The sequence below is a fragment of the Kitasatospora sp. NPDC059673 genome (genome assembly GCF_042734215.1).
In the GTDB taxonomy this organism is placed as follows: domain Bacteria; phylum Actinomycetota; class Actinomycetes; order Streptomycetales; family Streptomycetaceae; genus Kitasatospora.
In genome coordinates, this window is the sequence record NZ_JBHWEN010000019.1 from 13555 (window position 1) to 31106 (window position 17552).

Annotated in this window: 16 protein-coding genes; 9 read left to right on the forward strand and 7 right to left on the reverse strand. The window is 72.5% G+C overall.

Annotated features, from left to right (window positions below):
* Positions 1-125: 125 nt before the first annotated feature.
* Both ACFV18_RS21935 and ACFV18_RS21940 read left to right on the forward strand, forming a co-directional pair.
* Positions 126-1319 carry a glycerate kinase gene (locus ACFV18_RS21935; RefSeq protein WP_380485666.1) on the forward strand — a complete coding sequence of 398 codons (1194 nt, stop codon included), beginning with the start codon at positions 126-128 and terminating at the stop codon, positions 1317-1319.
* A 120-nt stretch (positions 1320-1439) separates the two neighbouring features.
* Positions 1440-2273 carry a class I SAM-dependent methyltransferase gene (locus tag ACFV18_RS21940; RefSeq protein WP_380485668.1) on the forward strand — a complete coding sequence of 278 codons (834 nt, stop codon included), beginning with the start codon at positions 1440-1442 and terminating at the stop codon, positions 2271-2273.
* A 72-nt stretch (positions 2274-2345) separates the two neighbouring features.
* On the opposite strand, the gene ACFV18_RS21945 is transcribed toward ACFV18_RS21940, so the two are convergent.
* Complete coding sequence (locus ACFV18_RS21945) at positions 2346-3536, reverse strand: glycosyltransferase 87 family protein (RefSeq protein ID WP_380485670.1); 1191 nt, start codon at positions 3534-3536, stop codon at positions 2346-2348.
* A gap of 47 nt (positions 3537-3583) precedes the next feature.
* The gene (gene mptB / locus ACFV18_RS21950; protein WP_380485672.1) at positions 3584-5029 is read right to left on the reverse strand and encodes a polyprenol phosphomannose-dependent alpha 1,6 mannosyltransferase MptB; all 1446 of its coding nucleotides are present in this window, start codon (positions 5027-5029) and stop codon (positions 3584-3586) included.
* 397 nt (positions 5030-5426) lie between these two features.
* On the opposite strand from mptB, the gene ACFV18_RS21955 reads away from it, so the two are divergent.
* Genes ACFV18_RS21955 through ACFV18_RS21965 form a run of 3 tightly spaced genes read left to right on the forward strand, consistent with a single transcriptional unit; the run spans position 5427 to position 7641 of the window.
* Complete coding sequence (locus ACFV18_RS21955; protein WP_380485674.1) at positions 5427-6383, forward strand: GNAT family N-acetyltransferase; 957 nt, start codon at positions 5427-5429, stop codon at positions 6381-6383.
* Positions 6380-7342 carry a lysophospholipid acyltransferase family protein gene (locus ACFV18_RS21960; protein ID WP_380485675.1) on the forward strand — a complete coding sequence of 321 codons (963 nt, stop codon included), beginning with the start codon at positions 6380-6382 and terminating at the stop codon, positions 7340-7342. Before ACFV18_RS21955 ends, ACFV18_RS21960 begins: the two co-directional genes overlap by 4 nt.
* A 32-nt stretch (positions 7343-7374) precedes the next feature.
* The gene (locus tag ACFV18_RS21965) at positions 7375-7641 is read left to right on the forward strand and encodes a metal-sensitive transcriptional regulator (RefSeq protein WP_043911730.1); all 267 of its coding nucleotides are present in this window, start codon (positions 7375-7377) and stop codon (positions 7639-7641) included.
* Positions 7642-7886: 245 nt separating this feature from the next.
* Here ACFV18_RS21965 and ACFV18_RS21970 read toward each other — a convergent pair whose 3' ends face one another.
* Together ACFV18_RS21970 and ACFV18_RS21975 are read right to left on the reverse strand one after the other, a co-directional pair.
* The gene (locus ACFV18_RS21970; protein WP_380485677.1) at positions 7887-8153 is read right to left on the reverse strand and encodes a metal-sensitive transcriptional regulator; all 267 of its coding nucleotides are present in this window, start codon (positions 8151-8153) and stop codon (positions 7887-7889) included.
* A 132-nt stretch (positions 8154-8285) separates the two neighbouring features.
* Positions 8286-9656: a rhodanese-like domain-containing protein gene (locus ACFV18_RS21975; RefSeq protein ID WP_380485679.1), complete on the reverse strand. Its 1371-nt coding sequence runs from the start codon at positions 9654-9656 to the stop codon at positions 8286-8288.
* A 403-nt stretch (positions 9657-10059) separates the two neighbouring features.
* Here ACFV18_RS21975 and ACFV18_RS21980 point away from each other — a divergent pair, with 403 nt between their 5' ends.
* From ACFV18_RS21980 to ACFV18_RS21990, 3 genes are all read left to right on the forward strand, one after another.
* Positions 10060-10437, forward strand: a complete 378-nt coding sequence (locus tag ACFV18_RS21980) for a rhodanese-like domain-containing protein (protein ID WP_380485681.1) — start codon at positions 10060-10062, stop codon at positions 10435-10437.
* The gene (locus tag ACFV18_RS21985) at positions 10434-11447 is read left to right on the forward strand and encodes a sulfite exporter TauE/SafE family protein (protein ID WP_380485682.1); all 1014 of its coding nucleotides are present in this window, start codon (positions 10434-10436) and stop codon (positions 11445-11447) included. The genes ACFV18_RS21980 and ACFV18_RS21985 overlap by 4 nt, the downstream gene beginning before the upstream one ends.
* A gap of 147 nt (positions 11448-11594) precedes the next feature.
* Entirely contained in the window at positions 11595-12167 is a 573-nt protein-coding gene (locus ACFV18_RS21990) for a rhodanese-like domain-containing protein (RefSeq protein ID WP_380485684.1), read from the forward strand.
* Between the two features lie 211 nt (positions 12168-12378).
* Here ACFV18_RS21990 and ACFV18_RS21995 read toward each other — a convergent pair whose 3' ends face one another.
* A complete protein-coding gene (locus ACFV18_RS21995) occupies positions 12379-12651 on the reverse strand; it encodes a hypothetical protein (RefSeq protein ID WP_380485685.1) in 273 nt (90 codons plus the stop codon).
* Between the two features lie 152 nt (positions 12652-12803).
* Positions 12804-13634: a pentapeptide repeat-containing protein gene (locus ACFV18_RS22000; protein ID WP_380485687.1), complete on the reverse strand. Its 831-nt coding sequence runs from the start codon at positions 13632-13634 to the stop codon at positions 12804-12806.
* A gap of 323 nt (positions 13635-13957) precedes the next feature.
* Between ACFV18_RS22000 and ACFV18_RS22005 the strand changes: the two genes are divergently transcribed.
* Positions 13958-14380, forward strand: a complete 423-nt coding sequence (locus ACFV18_RS22005) for an avidin/streptavidin family protein (RefSeq protein WP_380485689.1) — start codon at positions 13958-13960, stop codon at positions 14378-14380.
* Positions 14381-14629: 249 nt separating this feature from the next.
* Here the strand turns inward: ACFV18_RS22005 and ACFV18_RS22010 are convergent, their stop codons facing one another.
* Positions 14630-17359, reverse strand: coding sequence for a TIM-barrel domain-containing protein (locus ACFV18_RS22010; RefSeq protein WP_380485690.1), 2730 nt, complete (start codon positions 17357-17359; stop codon positions 14630-14632).
* Between the last annotated feature and the right edge of the window lie 193 nt (positions 17360-17552).

Consider the following 17552-nt stretch of genomic DNA (forward strand, 5'->3'; position numbering starts at 1 on the left):
GTCGCAGTGGTGGATGTGCGGCACCGTCCGGTTGAGTGGCCCCGCATCGGCGCCGGGGCCGGAGTACGGGGCCGGGGCGGGAGTACGGGGCCGGGGCCGGAGTACGGGGCCGGTGTGTCAAGGTCGTGTTCGAGGTCGCGATCCGGGTCGAGGTCGCGATCCAGGTCCAGGTCCAGGTCCAGGTCCAGGTCGAGGTCGAGAGAGGCGGAGGTGGGCAGATGCGGATCGTCGTGGCGCCGGATTCGTTCAAGGGGACGATCGACGCGGCGGATGCCGCCGAGGCGCTGGCCTCGGGCTGGCGGTCGGTCCGGTCGGCGGACGAGGTGCGGTGTGTGCCGATGGCCGACGGCGGGGAGGGCACGCTCGCGGCCATCGTCTCCGCCAGTCCCGGCGCGCGACTGGTGGACGTCCCCGACGTGACCGGGCCGGACGGTCGGCCGGTGCGCGGAAAGTTCGCGCTGCTGCCGGACGGCACAGCTGTGGTCGAGCTGGCCGTGGCCAGTGGACTCCCGCTGCTGGGCGGCGAGTTGCGCCCGCTGACCGCGACCACCCGGGGCACCGGCGAGACGATCGCGGCCGCACTGGACGCCGGTGCGACCCGGCTCCTCATCGGCCTCGGCGGCTCGGCGTCCACCGACGGCGGCTTCGGACTGCTGTCCGCACTCGGCGCCCGTCTGTTGGACGACGAAGGCAACGAGATCTCTGACGTATCGTCAGATCTCGACGCCGCGCTTGAAGTTGCGGCCACCTTCGACCGCTCACGGATCCGCTTCGCCCCACCCGGCGGGGTGGTGCTGCTCACGGATGTGACCAACCCGCTGCTGGGCGAAAGCGGCGCGGCGGCGGTGTACGGGCCACAGAAGGGTGCCGGTGAGCGCGAACTTCCGCTGCTGGAAGCCAGGTTGACGCGACTGGCGGAATTGATGGGCGCCGACCCGTCCCATCCCGGTGCGGGCGCGGCGGGCGGTACGGGCTACGGACTGCTGGCGGGCTGGGGCGCGGTGGTCGAGCCGGGCGCCCCGGCGGTCGCTCAACTCCTTGGACTGCCAGGCCTGTTGGCTTCAGCGGAGCTGCTGATCACCGGCGAGGGCCGATACGACGCGACCAGTCTCCAGGGCAAGGCCGTCGGCGAGGTGGTGCGGCTGGCCGAGGCGGCGGGCGTTCCGTCCAACGTGGTGGCCGGCGAGTCGGCCGCCGCCGAGGTGCTCACTCTTGCCTCGCTTGCCGGTTCCGCATCCGCGGCCCGGGCCGAACCTGCCCGCTGGCTGCACCGCGCCGGGGCGACGCTCGCGGGCCGCTGGACAGCGTCGCACGCCTGATCGCCCGTCACCGGGCACCGGTCCGACCCGCCGCGCCCGCCGACCGGTCGGGTGAACCCTGCCCCTGCCTTCCCGATATTCCGTTGACCGGCCACCAACGGCCCGGAATGCTAAGTCGCCATGTCTACTTTCCACGACACCCCACAGCCCGCCCCGGATGCACCGGACGCACCGGACGGACAGCCCGCCCCGGACTGGACGGGCTGGGAAACGGCCAACCGCGCGAACTGGGACGAGCGAGTGCCGGTCCACGTCGGCGGGGCGTTCTACGACGTTCCGGCGTTCGTCGCCGGTGCGGAGGTGCTGCGGGACTTCGAGCTCGCGGAGGTCGGGGACGTCGCGGGAAAGCGCTTGCTGCACCTGCAGTGCCACATCGGCCTGGACACCCTTTCGTGGGCACGGCGCGGCGCGCTGGTGACGGGGCTGGACTTCTCCGAGCCGGCGCTCGTGGAGGCCGCGCAGTTGGCGAAGCGGATCGGGGTGGACTCCGCGCACTTCGTCACCTCTGATGTGTACGGGGCGGTGGAGGCCCTCGGCGGCGAGACCTTCGACGTGGTCTACACGGGCATGGGGGCCCTGAACTGGCTGCCGGACCTAGCACGTTGGGCACGCACGGTGGCCTCCCTGGTCCGCCCGGGCGGGTTCGTGTACCTGGCGGAGTTCCACCCGGTCGCGGAACTCGTCGGCGAGGACGGCCGCACCGTGGTGGAGGACTACTTCGACCGCGCACCGGCTGTCCTGGACACGCCCGGCAGCTACGCCGACCGTGACGCGACGATGACGGCAACCCGTACGGTGCAGTGGCGGCACGGCATCGGCGACGTGATCAGCGCCCTGGCGGCGGCCGGCCTGCACCTGGATTTCCTGCACGAACACGCGCACGGGCACTTCTTCCTGCCGCCCGGCCCCCGCCTCCCGCTGGTCTACTCGCTGCGCGCCTCCCGCCCGTCCTGAGTCCTCGCCACTGGGCGTCGAAGACGGCCCTGCTGCGGCCGTGCCGCTCGGCGTCCAAATGCGATCACCGGCTCATCCGACGGCGGCGGGGCGCCCAGGGCGAGGTCCCGGGATGGCGACCGTTTCAGCGACATCCGTCTCGGCACCCGTCTCGGCGACAAGACCCTCGGACTCGGGCCGGTCGCGGATCGGCATGGCCACCAGCAGGGCGAAGGTCAGCAGGACGTAGGCGCTGCCGCCGAACAGCGTGCCGGGGGTGCGCCCGTCGGGGTGCCAGAGCCACACCATGCCGCTGGAGATGACCAGTTGGAGCAGCCAGCCGATGGTGTGCAGGTCGCGGCGGCGTTCGCGCAGAGCGGTGTCGCCGAGGACCACCAGCGCGGGCAGCACCCACACCAGGTGGTGCACCCAGGTGATCGGGCTGACCAGACAGCATGCGAGGCCGGTGAGGCTGTAGGCGGCGAGGGTGTCGCGGGCCCGGGTGGCGCGCTGCAGGCGATGCGCCCAGATGGCGAGGACGGCGAGCGAGGCGGCCACCCACAGGGCGCGGCCCGGGAGTTGTGGCCCCAGGCGGGCGATGAGTCCTTGCAGGGACTGGTTGGACATGTTGGCGAATCCGCCGACCCGGTCGGTGTCCCAGAGGATGGCGGTCCAGAACTGGCGGGAGACCTCGGGACCGATCAGGAACCCGAGCCCGGTGGCACCCAGCGCGGTGGCGGTGGCGGTCCCGGCGGCGCGCCACTGGCGGGTGATCAGCAGGTGGACGATGAACAGTGCGGGGGTGAGCTTGATCGCGGCGGCCAGTCCGGTGCCGATGCCGGCGAGGAACTTCCAACGGCTGTCGGCGAGTTGCCGATCGCCGAAGACCAGGGCGACCAGCAGCAGATTGACCTGCCCAAAGCTGAAGGTGTCGCGCACCGGGTTGGTGAGGCCGCACAGGCAAGCCGCCAGCCCGAACGCGTACCACCGGCACCAGCCGCGCCGCCGGGCGATCGGATCGATCAGCCAGTACAGCAGGAGGGCGGTGGCGACAGCCGACAGGACGACGCCGACCGCGATCGCCGGATGCCAGCCGAACAGACGCATCGGCAGCATGCAGACCGCGGCGAACGGCGGGTAGGTGAACCCGTAGACCGTGCCGGGACGAACATAGTCGTAGAGCTGTCCGGTCTCGGTCCAGTGCCGCACGGTGCCGTAGTACACGCCGATGTCGAACCAGCCACGATGCCCGGGAATGACCGCCAGGACGGTGGCGGTGACCACCACGGCAACGACAAGGACCGCGAGCCGAGCGGCGTTCGTTCCCCGGGTCAGCACGCCAACTGCCGTTCGCGGAACGGCACACCGCGCTCCGTCACCAGCACGACCACGGCCCCGATCACCAATCCGCCGACAGCGAGCACGAGTTCCGCACCGTCCGGACCGAACCCGTCCGGCATCACGACGAACACCAGTACCGCGCAGGTGATTTCGACGACCCGGCGGACGCCCGGGGCACGGACGGCGAACGCGGCGGGGAGCACCGCCCACAGCGCGTACCACGGCCGGAAGGCCGGCCCGAGGGCGACCAGGACGGCGAACGCGAGCGCCAGGGCCGCCACCGGCTCGCTCCCCCGCCGAACAACTCTCCACGCCAGCACGCAGATTGCGACAGCCACGAAGGCAAGCCCGAGCAGTCGCGTGGCAGCGATCGCGCCGTCCGGAGCGGTGCCGGTGAGATCGGCGGCCAGCCGGCCGAGGCTGGTGGTGAGCGACCAACTGGTGCTGGTGGCGGGGGTGGTGAGGGCGCCGATCCAGCCGTATCCGGTGCCCGCGACGGCGGTGACGGCAAGCACGGTGACGCCGACGGCGAGCACCGTGGCGCCGACGGCGAGCACCGTGGCGCCGACGGTCGCCAATGCCCGTACAGCTTTGAGTAGTTGGGCCCGCCGGGCGCGATCCGCGATGGCGATCAGGCACACCACGGGCAGGGCGAGCACTGCGGGAGCCTTCACGAGTACGGCCAGGGCGACCAGGACTGCGGCAAGCAACGCACGCCCTCGAGTCGCGGCGAGCAGACCGCCGAGCAGCAGCACGAACGCCAGCGCGTCGTTGTGCGCACCGGCGATCAGATGGACCAGCACCAGCGGGTTGAGCACACCCAACCGCAACGCGCCGACCGGATCGGCGCCGAGGGTACGGGCGAGAGCCGGCACCAGGGCGGCCATCACGGCAACAGCGCAGGCAGCAGCCAGACGCAGGGCCAGCGTTCCGGCCCACGGGTGGTCGGCGAGCGGGGCGGCGGCCCGGGCCACCAGCAGGAAGGCGGGCCCATAGGGGGCGGGGGTGTGCTGCCACACCTGCGGTATCTGTACGGCAGTTGGCCCACCGAGGTCGGCGGGTCCGTGCGTGTAGACGTCCAACCCGTGGGCGAGCATGGCACCTTGGGCGAGGTAGCTGTAGACGTCACGGCTGAACAGCGGCGGCACCAGCAGCAGCGGGGCGGCCCACCAGGCCAGCGTGACGTACAACCACCGTTCGCCGGGCGGTGGTTGGCCTTCGACGGAGCGCCCGATCAGCAGCCACGCGGCGGTAAGGACGACCAGCCCGGCGAAGACCAGAACGGTCCCCGCGCCACCCGAGGAACGCAGCGAAGGGCCGGTGTCGGCAGCAGGCCGAGCCCCTGCGGTGAGGGCCCCGGCGGCCAGCGCGAGCGAACCCAGGAGTCCGAGCCACCGGTACCGGCCCGGGGAGGCGTTCGCGCCCGTGTTCGGCATGCCGGGAAGGCTGGCAGAACGGCGTGGCGGCCGGACAACGGCCCCGCGTCCGGCGGATGACCACAGGGCGTCCGGAGAGGACCGGCCAGGCGCCGCACCGGATCGGACCGTTCGACGGCGCACGTAGGCTCGCTCCCGATCCGCCCTCCGGGCCGCATCCGGCGCCGCACCGACCCCCGAATCGCTGAACTCCGGTTACCGAACCGGCCATTCAGCATGTGCACATCTGACCTCCGTCGGCCGTCCACCTGAGGGCCAGTCGGGTCGGGGAGACATACCCATGCCGCTCGTGACCGGCTGCCCGACCGGCGGACCGGGGACGGGCGCCGTGTGTCGCGCGTCGTCCCGTGCTGTTCGCCGCCACCGTATCGCGCCCCGAGACCCCGGAGAGTCCGCCATGACCACCGCCCCCGCCCGCCCCGTCCAGTCCCACTCGGCCACCGCCCCCGCCCGCCCCGTCCAGTCCCCCTCGGCCGGCACGCACGACGCAGCGGACCAACAGCCTTCGTACCAGTTGGTGTTCGCGCGGACCGAGGAGGACGTGCGGGCCGCGCAGCGGTTGCGGTACCAGGTGTTCGCACAGGAGATGGGAGCGGTGCTGGACTCGCCGCTGCCGGGCCTGGACGCGGACCCGTTCGACGAGTTCTGCGACCACCTGCTGGTGCGTGAGCAGTCGAGCGGCGAGGTGGTCGGCACGTACCGGCTGCTGCGGCCCGAACAGGCGCGCCGCGCGGGCCGGTTGTACTCGGACACCGAGTTCGACCTGAGTCGGCTGGGCGGGCTGCGGGACGGCCTGGTGGAGGTCGGCCGGTCCTGCATCGCCGAGGCGCACCGCGGCAACGGCGCGGTCATCAACCTGATGTGGGGTGGCATCGCCCGCTACATGACGGCCACCGGCAACGCGTGGCTGGCGGGCTGCTGCTCGGTCCCGCTGTCCGACGGGGGCACCACCGCCGCCGGGGTGTGGGACGCGGTGTCCGCCAAGTACCTTGCGCCGCAGGAGTATCGGGTCACGCCGCTGCGCCCGTGGTCGGCGGACGGGGTGGCCCGGCAGGGGCGGACGCCGATCCCTGCGCTGCTGCGCGGCTACCTGCGTCTCGGCGCGTGGGTGTGCGGGGAGCCCGCGTTCGACCCGGACTTCAACGTGGCGGACCTGTACGTGCTGCTGTCGCTGGAGCGCACCGACCCGCGCTACCTGCGGCACTTCCTGGCCGCAGCGGCGGACCTGCCGATCTCCACGATCGCCGAGGGATCCGAGGGAGCCGAGGGAGACGGGAAAGCCGATGGAGCCGAGGGAGACGACAACTCCCGTACCGCAAATGACACTTCGGCCGGAACGGCGACAGCGGCATGAGTGCCTGGCTGCCGACCGCACCGTGCACGCCCGGTGATTGCGTGACGGTCACCGGGCCGCGAGCGGGGGTGGCGCGCCGGGTGCTGCGGCTGGCCGGGTGCGTGGTGGTGCTGCTCGCGGGTGTCCTGGCGACGCCCGCGGTGCGTGCGCTGCGCCGGCTACTGCCGGCCGAGCGGCTGGTGCGCTGCTGGGCGCGGCTGCTGCTGGCCACGCTGGGGGTGCGGATCCGGCTGATCGCCGTACCGGGCAAGCGGGTTGGCGGATCGCTGGTGGTGTCCAACCACATCTCGTGGCTGGACATTCTGCTGGTCGCGGCCGCCGGCCCGGGCCGGATGCTGGCCAAGACCGAGGTCCGCCGCTGGCCGGTGCTCGGCCCGCTGGCCTCCTGGGGCGGCACCATCTTCATCGACCGGGACCGGCTGCGCGCGCTGCCCGGCACCGTCGGCGAGGTCGCAACGGCGCTGCGCCGCGGTGAGCGGGTGGTGGTCTTCCCGGAGGGCAGTACCTGGTGCGGGCGCGGCGGCGGACGGTTCCGCCCCGCCCTGTTCGAGGCGGCGGTGCGGGCCGACGTCCCCGTCCAACCGCTGACGCTGCGCTACCGGACGGCGGCCGGCCCGAGTACCGCCCCGGCCTTCGTCGGTGAGGACGGGCTGCTGCCTTCGCTGTGGCGAGTGGTCTCGGTGCGGGGACTGGCCGCCGAGGTCGAGTTCCTGCCGCAGCTGCCGCCCGCGTTGTTTCCCGGCCGGCGCCAACTGGCGGCCGCCGCCCAGCGGGTGGTGGACCGCCGCCGTCACCCGAATGCCCCGGACCGCGCGACCTGCGCCGCCCATCCGTCCGAGCGGCCGGTCCGCGTGCCCGACCGCCCACACGTTCCGCGTCCCCGCGCGAACGCCGCGCACCGACCCGAGCGGCCCGCCCGCGACGGCGGCGGCAGGTACGACCGTACGGCTCCCGTATGATCGGGCGAGTTCAGAGAGGCGAGGAGTGCTCGATGCAGGTGGACGAGGAGGCCGTCGGCGCGGTGCTGAACCGGCTGCGCCGAGCCCAGGGCCAACTGACCGGCGTGATCGCGATGATCGAGGCCGGCCGCGACTGCAAGGACGTGGTGACCCAACTCGCCGCCGTCTCGCGCGCGCTCGACCGGGCCGGCTTCAAGATCCTGGCCAGCGGCATGCGTCAATGCCTCGCCTCCGCCGACGAGAACACGCCCCCGATGACTGAGGCCGAGCTGGAGAAGCTCTTCCTCACCCTGGCGTAGCGGGGCGAACGGGCTCCGACCCGGCTTCCCGGCCCGGGCCGGACCCGTCGCGCCACACGCACGAGACCCCGGGCACGACACACGAGCCCCCCGGCCGCGACACATCGCGAGACCCCGGGCACGACACACGCACGAGACCCCCGGCGCAACACATCACGAGACCCCGGGCGCGACCACTGCGCACCCAGGGTCCGTTCACGAGCGGCGGCACCGCCGCAAACGGCAGTTGCCGCCGGCGAACCGCCTCAGGCGAGCGTGAGGAAGAGCTTCTCGAGTTCCGCCTCGCTCATCGGGGCGCCGCCTTCCTCGGCCTCGGTCATGCACTGGCGCATGCCGCTGGCGACGATCTTGAAGCCGGCCCGGTCGAGCGCGCGGGAGACGGCGGCGAGCTGGGTGACGACGTCCTTGCAGTCGCGGCCGGCTTCGATCATGGCGATGACGCCGGCCAGTTGGCCCTGGGCTCGGCGCAGCCGGTTCAGTACGGCGCCGACGGCCGTCTCGTCCACCTGCATCGGGTCTCCTCCTCGTGCTGGGCCTTGCTCGGCGGGTGCCGGGCGGGGCCGGTAATACCCCCGCCGGTATCAACCGGGGCGGCGGGCGGAGTATTCCCGCCCACCGGTCGGGGTGGTGCGATGGCTGGTCGGTCAGACTGCGGATTCCCACGCGCCGTAGCCGCCGAGCAGGTCGGAGGTCTGCGGGTGGCCGTGGTGGCGCAGCAGGCTGGCGGCGATGGACGAGCGGTGGCCGCCGGCGCAGTGCACGACGACGGCGCGGTCCTGGGGGATCTCGGCCAGGCGCTTGGGGAGTTCGGCCAGCGGGAGGTGCATGGAGCCGGGGATCAGCCCGCCGTCGCGCTCCGCGCCGCCACGCACGTCGAGGACCAACGGCGGCTCGCTGCCCGCGAGTTCGGCGCGCAGCTCGGCGACGGTGCGGCGGGCGGCCTGGCGCATCTGCTCGGGCACCGAGCGGAACGTGGCCTCGGGGTCGGCGAGGTGGCCGGCGACGCGGTCGAAGCCGATCCGGGCGAGCCGGGTGACGGTCTCTTCCTCGCGGCCTTCGGGGGCGACCACCAGCAGCGGCCACGCCGGGTCGAGGACGGTGCCGGACTGTTCGGCGAAGCGCCCGTCGGCGGGGACGTTGATGGCGCCGGCCAGGTGTCCGGCGGCGAAGTCGAGCGGGTCGCGGGCGTCGACCACGACGGCGCCCTCGGCGCGGCGGGCGAGGAAGGTCTCGGCGTCCAGCGGGTTTGCGAGCGTGGCGGCGTCGAACAGTTCGCGCTCGCGCCGGTTGAGGTCGGCGTCGTAGCCGAAGTAGCCGGGGGCGGCGGGCTGGCCGGCGGTGACGATCTCCACGAACTCGTCCTCGGTCATCGGCGCGCACGCGTAGTTGGTGAGGCGCTGCTGCCCGATGGTGGACTGCAGTTCGGTGGACAGGTTCTTTCCGCAGGCGGAGCCGGCACCGTGCGCGGGGTAGACCCGGACCTCGTCGGGCAGCGCCATCAGCTTGTGCTGGACGCTGTCGTACAGCATCCGCCCGAGCTCGTCGGCGGTGACGCCGGCGGAGGCCAGCAGGTCGGGGCGGCCGACGTCGCCGATGAACAGGGCGTCGCCGGTGAGCACACCGTACGGGACGGTGTCGTCGGCGTTCTCGCGCACCAGGACGCTGATCGACTCGGGGGTGTGGCCGGGCGTCTCCAGGATCTCCAGTTCCACCGTGCCGAGGCTGATCCGCTCGCCATCGGCGAGCTTGCGGATCGGGTACTCGGTCTCGGCGCGCTGCCCGTAGCCGATCCAGGCGCCGGTGCGGGCGGCGAGTTCGAGGTGGCCGGAGAGGAAGTCGGCGTGGAAGTGGGTGTTGATGACGCCCTCGACCGTGAAGCCGCGCGCTTCGGCCTCGGCCAGGTACTCGTCCACGTCCCGGCGCGGGTCGACCACCACGGCGCGGCCGGTGGTCTCGTCCGCGATCAGGTACGAGGCCTGGGAGAGGCACTCGAGGTAGTACTGGGCGAAGAACACGGATGTCCTCATCTCTGCGTCGGCCGGTCGCGCCGCCTGGCGCGCCGGGGGTTCGCGGGGGTGTGCCGCGGTTTCGCCGGACGGATCGGCCCGAGGGATCGGCCGGCGGTCTCGGCTGGAGGGAATGTTCAGGTGCGGGTGAAGCTGCGAGCGGCCACGGGCACGGGTGAGCTCCGCACTGCCGTCTCTGATACCCCCACGGGTATTATTGCAGCCAGTTCTCGACCTTAGCCGATCCCGGTCGATACGGGTGGGGGTATATGCTCGACTCCAACGATATACCCCCGCCGGTATCTTCCTCGGACGGTCCGCCGCCCCGAAGTACCGTCGGACCCGCACATATCCGCAGGCGATCCGCACGCGAGTCGCATGCGCCACCCCCATCACCGCCCAGGAGGACCTCGTGGCCCTGTTCCCCCAGCCGCCCGTTCCCGCGCAGATCGACCCCGCCGAAGCGCACCGCCTGGCCGCCGCCGGCGAGGCGCTGCTGCTGGACGTCCGCGAGCCCGCGGAGTACGCCGAGGTGCACGCGCCCGGTGCGGTCCTCGTCCCGCTCGGCGGCCTGGACGCTCCCGGCGCCCTCGACGCGCACCGCGAGCCGGGCGCCGACGGCCAGCTGGTGCTGGCGCTGTGCCGCTCCGGGAACCGTTCGCAGGTGGCCACGGACCTGCTGAACGCGCGCGGCGTGCGGACGGTCAACGTGGTGGGCGGGATGCGCGCCTGGCTGCAGGCGGGGCTTCCGTCGCACCAGGGCGCGTGTTCCTGCGGCACGGCGATATGACCGCCGTCGTCCTCGCTCTGATCGCCGGCGCGGTGGTCGGGCTGGCCCTCGGTGGGCTCGGTGGCGGAGGCAGCATGCTGGCCGTCCCCGCCCTGATCTACCTGCTCGGCCTGACGCCCGGCACCGCGACCACCGCCAGCCTGCTGATCGTCGCCGTGACCTCCCTCATCGGGCTGCTCGCGCACGCCCGGGCCGGCCGCGTCCGCTGGCGCAGCGGCCTGCTGTTCGGCGCCGCCGGACTCCCGTTCGCCGCTCTCGGCGGCGCCCTCTCCCGTCATCTCCCCGGCTCGGCGCTGACCGCCGCGTTCGCCCTGCTCGCCGCACTGGCCGCCTGGCGGATGCTGTCCGGCGGACGCGCGCCGCGCCGCAGCCGCCGGGTCGCGGGGCACACCTCGATTCCCGCCCAGGCCAGGAGGCCGGAACCGGCCCAGGTGCTGGTCGGCGGGACGGGCGCGAAGCAGGCGACGGGCACGGAGCGGGCGACGGCCGACCGCGCATCCGGGGCCTTGCGCGTCGCGGATCCGGAAACGGGAACGGGAACGAGAACGGGAACGAGAACGGAAACGGAAAACGCTTTCCCGTTGGCCTCCGAAGGCTCCGGCGCCGCCTCCGAATCGCCCGCATCGCCCGCTTCGCCCGCTCCCGCGTCCGCACGGCGGTCCGCGCTGGCGGGGGCGGGTCTGGGTGCGGCGACCGGCGTGCTGGGCGTCGGCGGCGGGTTCCTGGCCGTACCCGCACTGGTGTCGTTCCTGGCGTTCCCGATGGCCGAGGCGATCGGCACCAGCCTGCTGGTGATCACACTCAACTCGCTGTCCGCGCTGCTGCCCCGCCTCGGCGGTGCCGCCGACATCCCGTGGGCCGTGGTCGGCCCGTTCGCGGCGGCGGCGATCCTCGGCGCGTGGGACGGCAAGCGGCTGGCGTCGAAGCTGTCCGGCCGCGCCCTGCAGCGGATCTTCGCCGCTGCCCTGCTCGCGGTGGCCGCCCTGATGCTGGTGGACGCCGTGCTCTGACCATCGAGTCCACAGCTCCGCGCCAGACACCGGATCGCCGCACCGCGCCACCCGTACCGCGCAGCCCCATCTGCGCCTTCCAGTCCACTCCCCCGCCCGGCGGCAACCGCATGCCGGGTCACTCCTGCCCGAAAGGCCCCACTCCCTATGACCACGCCCCTGACTGTCGACCAGCTCCAGCCCCGGCTTCAGCAGCTGACCGTCATTGACGTGCGGTCGCCCGGCGAGTTCGCCGGCGGCCACATTCCCGGCGCCCACAACGTGCCGCTGGACCAGCTGTCGCAGGCGCTGCCAGCCCTGCGCGCCGCCGCTGCCCGCGGCGAGCTGGCGATCACCTGCGCCTCGGGCGCCCGGGCCGGCAACGCGTGCGAGCAGCTGGCCGCCGCCGGCATCTCGGCGCTGCTGATCTCGGGCGGAACCGCCGCCTGGGCGGCCGGCGGCCACCCGCTGAACAGGGTGCCGGGCGAGAAGGTCCGCTGGGGCCTGGACCGCCAGGTCCGCATGGTGGCGGGCTCGCTGGTCCTGGCCGGCGTCGTGGTGGACCTGGCCGTGCCGGGCGTGCGCTGGGTGTCGGCCGCGGTCGGTTTCGGTCTGCTGTTCTCGGCGGCCACCAACACCTGCGCGATGGGCGCGATGCTGAGCAAGCTGCCGTACAACCGTCCGCGCAACTCCGGTGCCGCGTTCCAGGCGACGCTCGCCGCCCTGCACGGCGGCAAGTGACGCCTGAACCACGGCCGTCGAAGCGCCCGGCGTCCGATCCGAACGCCGGGCCGGACGGCGGTGAGTGAACTCGGCCCTCGGTGCTGCCCGTTGTCGCCACGGGACAGGCACCGAGGGCCTACGGGTGTCATCGGTCGTCGGCGCTGGACCTCAACTCACCGGCGCTGCCCGGCAGTCAGCTCCCTGAGAGTGGTCAGCGCCCTGCGAGTGGTCAGCGCCCGGTCGGGGTGCAGGACCCGGCAGGTGCGGTGGGAGCCGCAGGTGCGGTGGGAGCCGCAGGTGCGGTGGGCGCCGCAGGTGCCGCGGGTGTTGCCGGTGCGGCGGTGTCGTGGTGTCCGGCCAGCCAGAATCCGATCAGCAGGCCGGCGATGCCAACGACCTTGTGGCGGTTGCGTTTCCACCACGAGGGTGTACCGGCGGCCATGAACCGCAGGTTGGTGAACTCCGGATGCGCGCTGGGCGGCGCGTCTTTGAACAGTCCCATCGCGGATGATCCTCCTCTCGCGTCGGGGAGTTCATGACCATACGCGCGCATCGCAGAGGCCGCAGTCCATTAATCCCGTTTCCGGGGTTCCCGCGCGCCCCTCGCGCCCCCTGCCACCCACCGCGCCCACCTGCCCATCGGCCGGACCGGCGTCACCAGTGCGCGGGCCGGGCCAGTCCGGAGCCGATGCGGGTGGTGGAGTCGCCCTTGGCGGCGGCCAGTTGGGACTGCGTCAGGAACAGCGCCCCGGTCAGGTCCGCGCCGCGCAGGTCGGCGTCGCGCAGATCGGCACCGATCAGGTCGGCGCTGCGCAGGTCCGCGCCGGACAGGTCGGCGGCGATCAGGTAGGCACCCCGCAGGTTCGCGCCGCGCAGGTCGGCGCCCTTCAGGCGGGCTCCGATCAGGTCCGCGCCGCGGTGGTTGCGCTTCTTGCCGGGCAGCGCGTTGCGGGTCAACTCGCTGGCGCGCAGTAGGAGTTCACTGGTCTCGGCTCGGATCGCGGGGACGTCGGCGGCGATCAGGGCGGCGGCGTCCCGACGGGTCAGCTCGTCGATCGCGTCGCTCGCACGGCGCAGTTCGGCGTGCACCGGCCGGGCCCGGGGGAGTTCCAGCGCCTCGGTCAAGTACCAGAGCAGTTCGTGGAGTTGGCGCATCACCGGGAAGGCGTCGAACATCTGTCTGGCGGTGTCCGGGTCTTCGCGCCAGCTGCGGCCGTCGAAGGTGTGCTGGGAGATCTTCTGGCCGGCACCGAGGCAGTCGAAGACGGTGCAGCCCTGGTAGCCGCGGTCGCGCAGCTTGGTGTGGATTCCGCAGCGGTAGTCGGCGTCGAGGTTGCGGCAGGGGGTGCCGGCGCTCTTGTTGGCCGCGAAGTCGGCGGACTTGGCGAAGGGCAGGGCGACGCAGCACAGCCCGAAGCAGGAGGAGCAGTCGGCGAGCAGGTCGAGGCGACGGCCGGTCTGGGTGGGGTGTTGCTGGTCGGTCACGGTGCGGGGTCTCCTGCGGAGCGTGGGGTGGCGGGCTCGGATCGTTCCTTCCGGGCACCATTCTCCCCGGTCGCGCGCGTGCCCCGTCCCCGGGGGCGCCTTGGCCCCCGGGGACGGCAGGTCACGCGCGGGCCCGAGGCGTCCACGGCTCGGGACGTCGCAGCCAGCTCGGGACGTCCGCGGCCCGGGACGTCCGCAGCTCGGGTCATCCGTCGTGGGGCGTCCGCGCGTCGCCGTCGCCCGGGCGGCCGGGGGCGGCACAGTGGTGGCTGGCGCGTCCGGGCCGGAGGCGGTGGCGGGCGGCAGGGCGACGGGAGAGCAGCGTGGGCATCACCGGCGACTGGTACAGCGAACTGGGTTCGCACATGCGGTTGGTGGAGGGTCCGGACGGTTCGCTGACCGGGACGTACGTCTCGGCGACGGGCCTGGCGAGCGGCGCGTATCCGCTGGTGGGACGCCTGGTAGCACCGGCGCAGGCCGGGCACGGGACGGCGGTGGGCTGGACGGTGGCCTGGCACAACGAGCTCGGCGACGCGGGTTCGGTGACCGCGTGGAGCGGCCAGTACCAGCGCAACGGGGCGGAGTGGATCTCGGCCGCCTGGCTGCTGACCCGCTCCGCGGAGGCCCCGGACGAGTGGGAGTCGACGGTGGTCGGGCACGACCTCTTCACCCGCCAGGAGCCCGACCCCGCCCGGCTGGACGAGGTCCGCCGACTGGCCCGCCCGCTGCCGCACCCGAGGCCCTGAGCGCCGTCGCCCGGAGCGCCACCGCCCCGAGCGCCGCCAAAAAGGATGGCGTGTCGGCGCGGTGGCGTCCTACGATCATCGGGCCCATGGTGCTCACAAGCTTTGGGAAATGGTCGGGTTGTCGCGTGGTAGCACCTGTTCACGCAGGTCCGCGACAGCGGGCGGCTACCGGGCCCGCCGGTGACGGCCTCGCGCCCGCCCCTTCCCGTACGGCGGGTCGGGGCAGGCGCGAGGCGGACGAACCCACGGCTACGGTACGGGCGTTCCGGTGGCGGTGATTTCGGCGGCGCTGGTCCACGGGCCCCGGTTCCCGGCTTCGCTCAGGGCTCGCAGGCGCACGTAACGTCCGTTCTTCGCCGTGAAGTTGACGGGTTTGGCGGCGGAGGTGTCGGAGAACGTCCCGCTGGCGACGGGGGCGCCCCAGCTGCCGGTGCTGTCGGAGACGTAGATCTCGTAGCTGCCGATCCGGCCGTTGACGCCACCGTCCTGGCGGGGCAGGTAGGTCAGGCTGTCAACGCTGTAGCGGGCACCCAGGTCGAGCTGGATCTCGTGCGGCAGCGGGGTGGCGGTGGTGGACCACTGGGTGTGCCAGATGGTGCCGCTGTTGCCGTCGATGGCGTTGGTCGCGGCGCCGTTCTCCGCGGCACTCTCCTGGCTGTCCACGGAGACGACCTTCCAACTCGCCTGCGGGATGGGGCCGCTGGCGCTGACGGGGGTGCCCGTGGGCAGGGTGAGGCCGGTCGCGGTGACGCTGAAGGCACTGGTGACGGCGTGGTTGCCGGCCTTGATCCAGAGCGTGCCGGAGCGGTCGTCGGCGTCGAAGTACCAGCCGGTGCTCGCCGCGTCGTACGCGGCCTTGCCGCTCAGCCGGGCCAGCGCGGACGTCCCCACCGTGACAGCGCTCGGCGCGGCGGCCGCGTGCACGGTGAACTCGTAGTCGCGGGCGGCGAGCTGGCCGACGTAGCTGCCGTTCGCGGCGGCGACGGCCAGCGTGACATCTCCCGAACCGCCGTTCGGCGCCGTGACGTTGACCTGCTGGCGGGAGTACGCGCCGCTCCGGTAGGCGCGGGTGGTGCCGTCGTCCTCGTAGAGGCTGAACGAGGAGTTCCCACGCGGGTAGATGTCGTAGGTGAGGGCGGAGACGGGCTTTTCTCCGGTGTAGTTCATCTGCGGCCACATCGGCACGATGGCACCGGACTTGACGAACAGCGGCAGGGTGTCGAGCGGCGCGCTGTAGCCGTTGAGCCAGCCCGGGCCGCTGTACGTCCTCCCGGTCCAGTAGTCGGTCCAGTTGCCCGCGGGCAGGTAGATGCCGTCGCGCACGGAGGTGTCACTGACCACGGGGGCCACCAGGAACGAGTCACCGGCCATGAACTGACCACTCGTCAGATTGCCCCGGGTGATGGGGTCTTCGGGATATTCGAGGACCATGGCGCGGGTCGCGGGCACCCCGGTGTCGGTGGCGATCCGGCTCATGGTGTACATGTACGGCATCAGCCGCATCTTCAACTGCAGGTACTTGCGGTTGATCGACAGGTACGGGTCGGTGAACCGCCAGGGCTGCTTGTCGTTGTAGCCGGTGGACGGGTTGCTCGCACCCCAACCGGACATGGTCATGAAGGCGGGGGTGAAGGCTTTCCACTGGAGGTCGCGGACGTAGGTCTTCGGGCTGCCGTCGTAAATGCCGTCGATGTCCCCCGAGGCGTAGTTGAGGCCGGACAGGCCCGCGCCCGCGATGGACGGGACGTGCCAGCGCATGGCGTCCCAGGTGCCGTGGGTGTCGCCGGTCCACACCACGGCGTTGCGCTGTGTGCCGGCCCAGCCGTCCACGGTCCAGACGAAGCGGCGGCCGTCGGAGTTGTTCTCGATGCCGGCCACGGCCTGGTTGACGCCGGTGAACGCGCTCTTGTAGCCGCCGCCGATCCATGCCACGTCGGTCTTGACGGCGCGCGAACCGGCCGTTCCCACTTCCCAGTTGATGTTGCTGAGGCCGGTGGAGGTCCACAGGCCGGTGTGGAAGCCGCGGTCGTTCAGCCCGGCGGCCGCTGTGGGCAGGTCGGTGTAGCCGCAGCCGTAGCCGTCGTTGGGCAGGAACCAGCCCGAGGGCATGTCGGCGGCGCGGGCGTCGGTGGCGTAGCCGACCACGTCGGGCGTGGTCTGGTGGCGCGGCCGGTTGTGGTCGCCGGTGTAGGCGGGGTTGGAGGCGTTGAAGCAGTCGGCGTTGCCGAGTTCGAGTCCCCAGATGGGGGCGAGGAAGGGTTTGCCGGTGACGTCGGTGTAGGCGTTCAGCACGTCCTTGAGTGAGTTCCCGGCGAAGTACCAGGCGTCGAACCGGCTTTCGTTGTGGGTGAGTTGGGTGGGCGCGCCGAAGTTGTAGCTGCCGGGGGCCCAGGTGTTGCGCAGCACGCCGTAGCCGTTGGTGGACATGTAGAACGGGGCGGGGCTGGCGTTGCTGTTCTCGGTCCACTGGTTGGAGACGGCGACCGGCACGGTCTTGTCGCGCAGCGCCCACTCCCCCAGGTGCAGGCCGGTGCCGTAGAACTGCTCGTCCGCACCGCGGTTCAGGTACTGGGTGGTCTGGCTGGTGGTCCAACTGGTGGGCTGGGCTTCGGCCCAGAGCAGCGTGGTGTTGTCGGCGCGGTAGAGCGCGAAGGTGAGTGGGGACTTGTTGATCCGCAGGGTGATCGCGTCGGTGTCGATGTGCCAGTAGGTTCCGGCGTCGGCGAGGGTGGCGTCGACGCTGCCGAACGAGGTGGTGACGGCGAGGTCGCTGCCGGCCGGGTCGTTGGTGAACGCGCCGTTCGGTGAGAGCCAGATCCGGAAGATGTCGGCTCGGGCCAGCTGGATCCGGGCGGCGGCCCCGCCGGAGGTGGTGACGGTGAAGGTGTCGCCGGAGCGGGTGACACCGGTGGCGTTGCCGGCGGTGGTGGCGCGCGCGGCGGTGGCCGGGCCGACGACGGCGAACAGCGTTGCCAGCATCAGCAGCACGAGCGTGGTGGCAGTGTGCCGGCGGCCCGGGCGCAGCTGCCTTCGCGCACTACCTGGACTCCTTGACCTTCCCGGCCTTGGCGGCCAGGTCCATGGGGCGGAGCGCATGGGGGTTCCTCCTGTGCGGGCGGGGGACGGTGAACGGTGCGTCGCCGGGCCGGACCGGATGAGGGGGTGGGGGTCG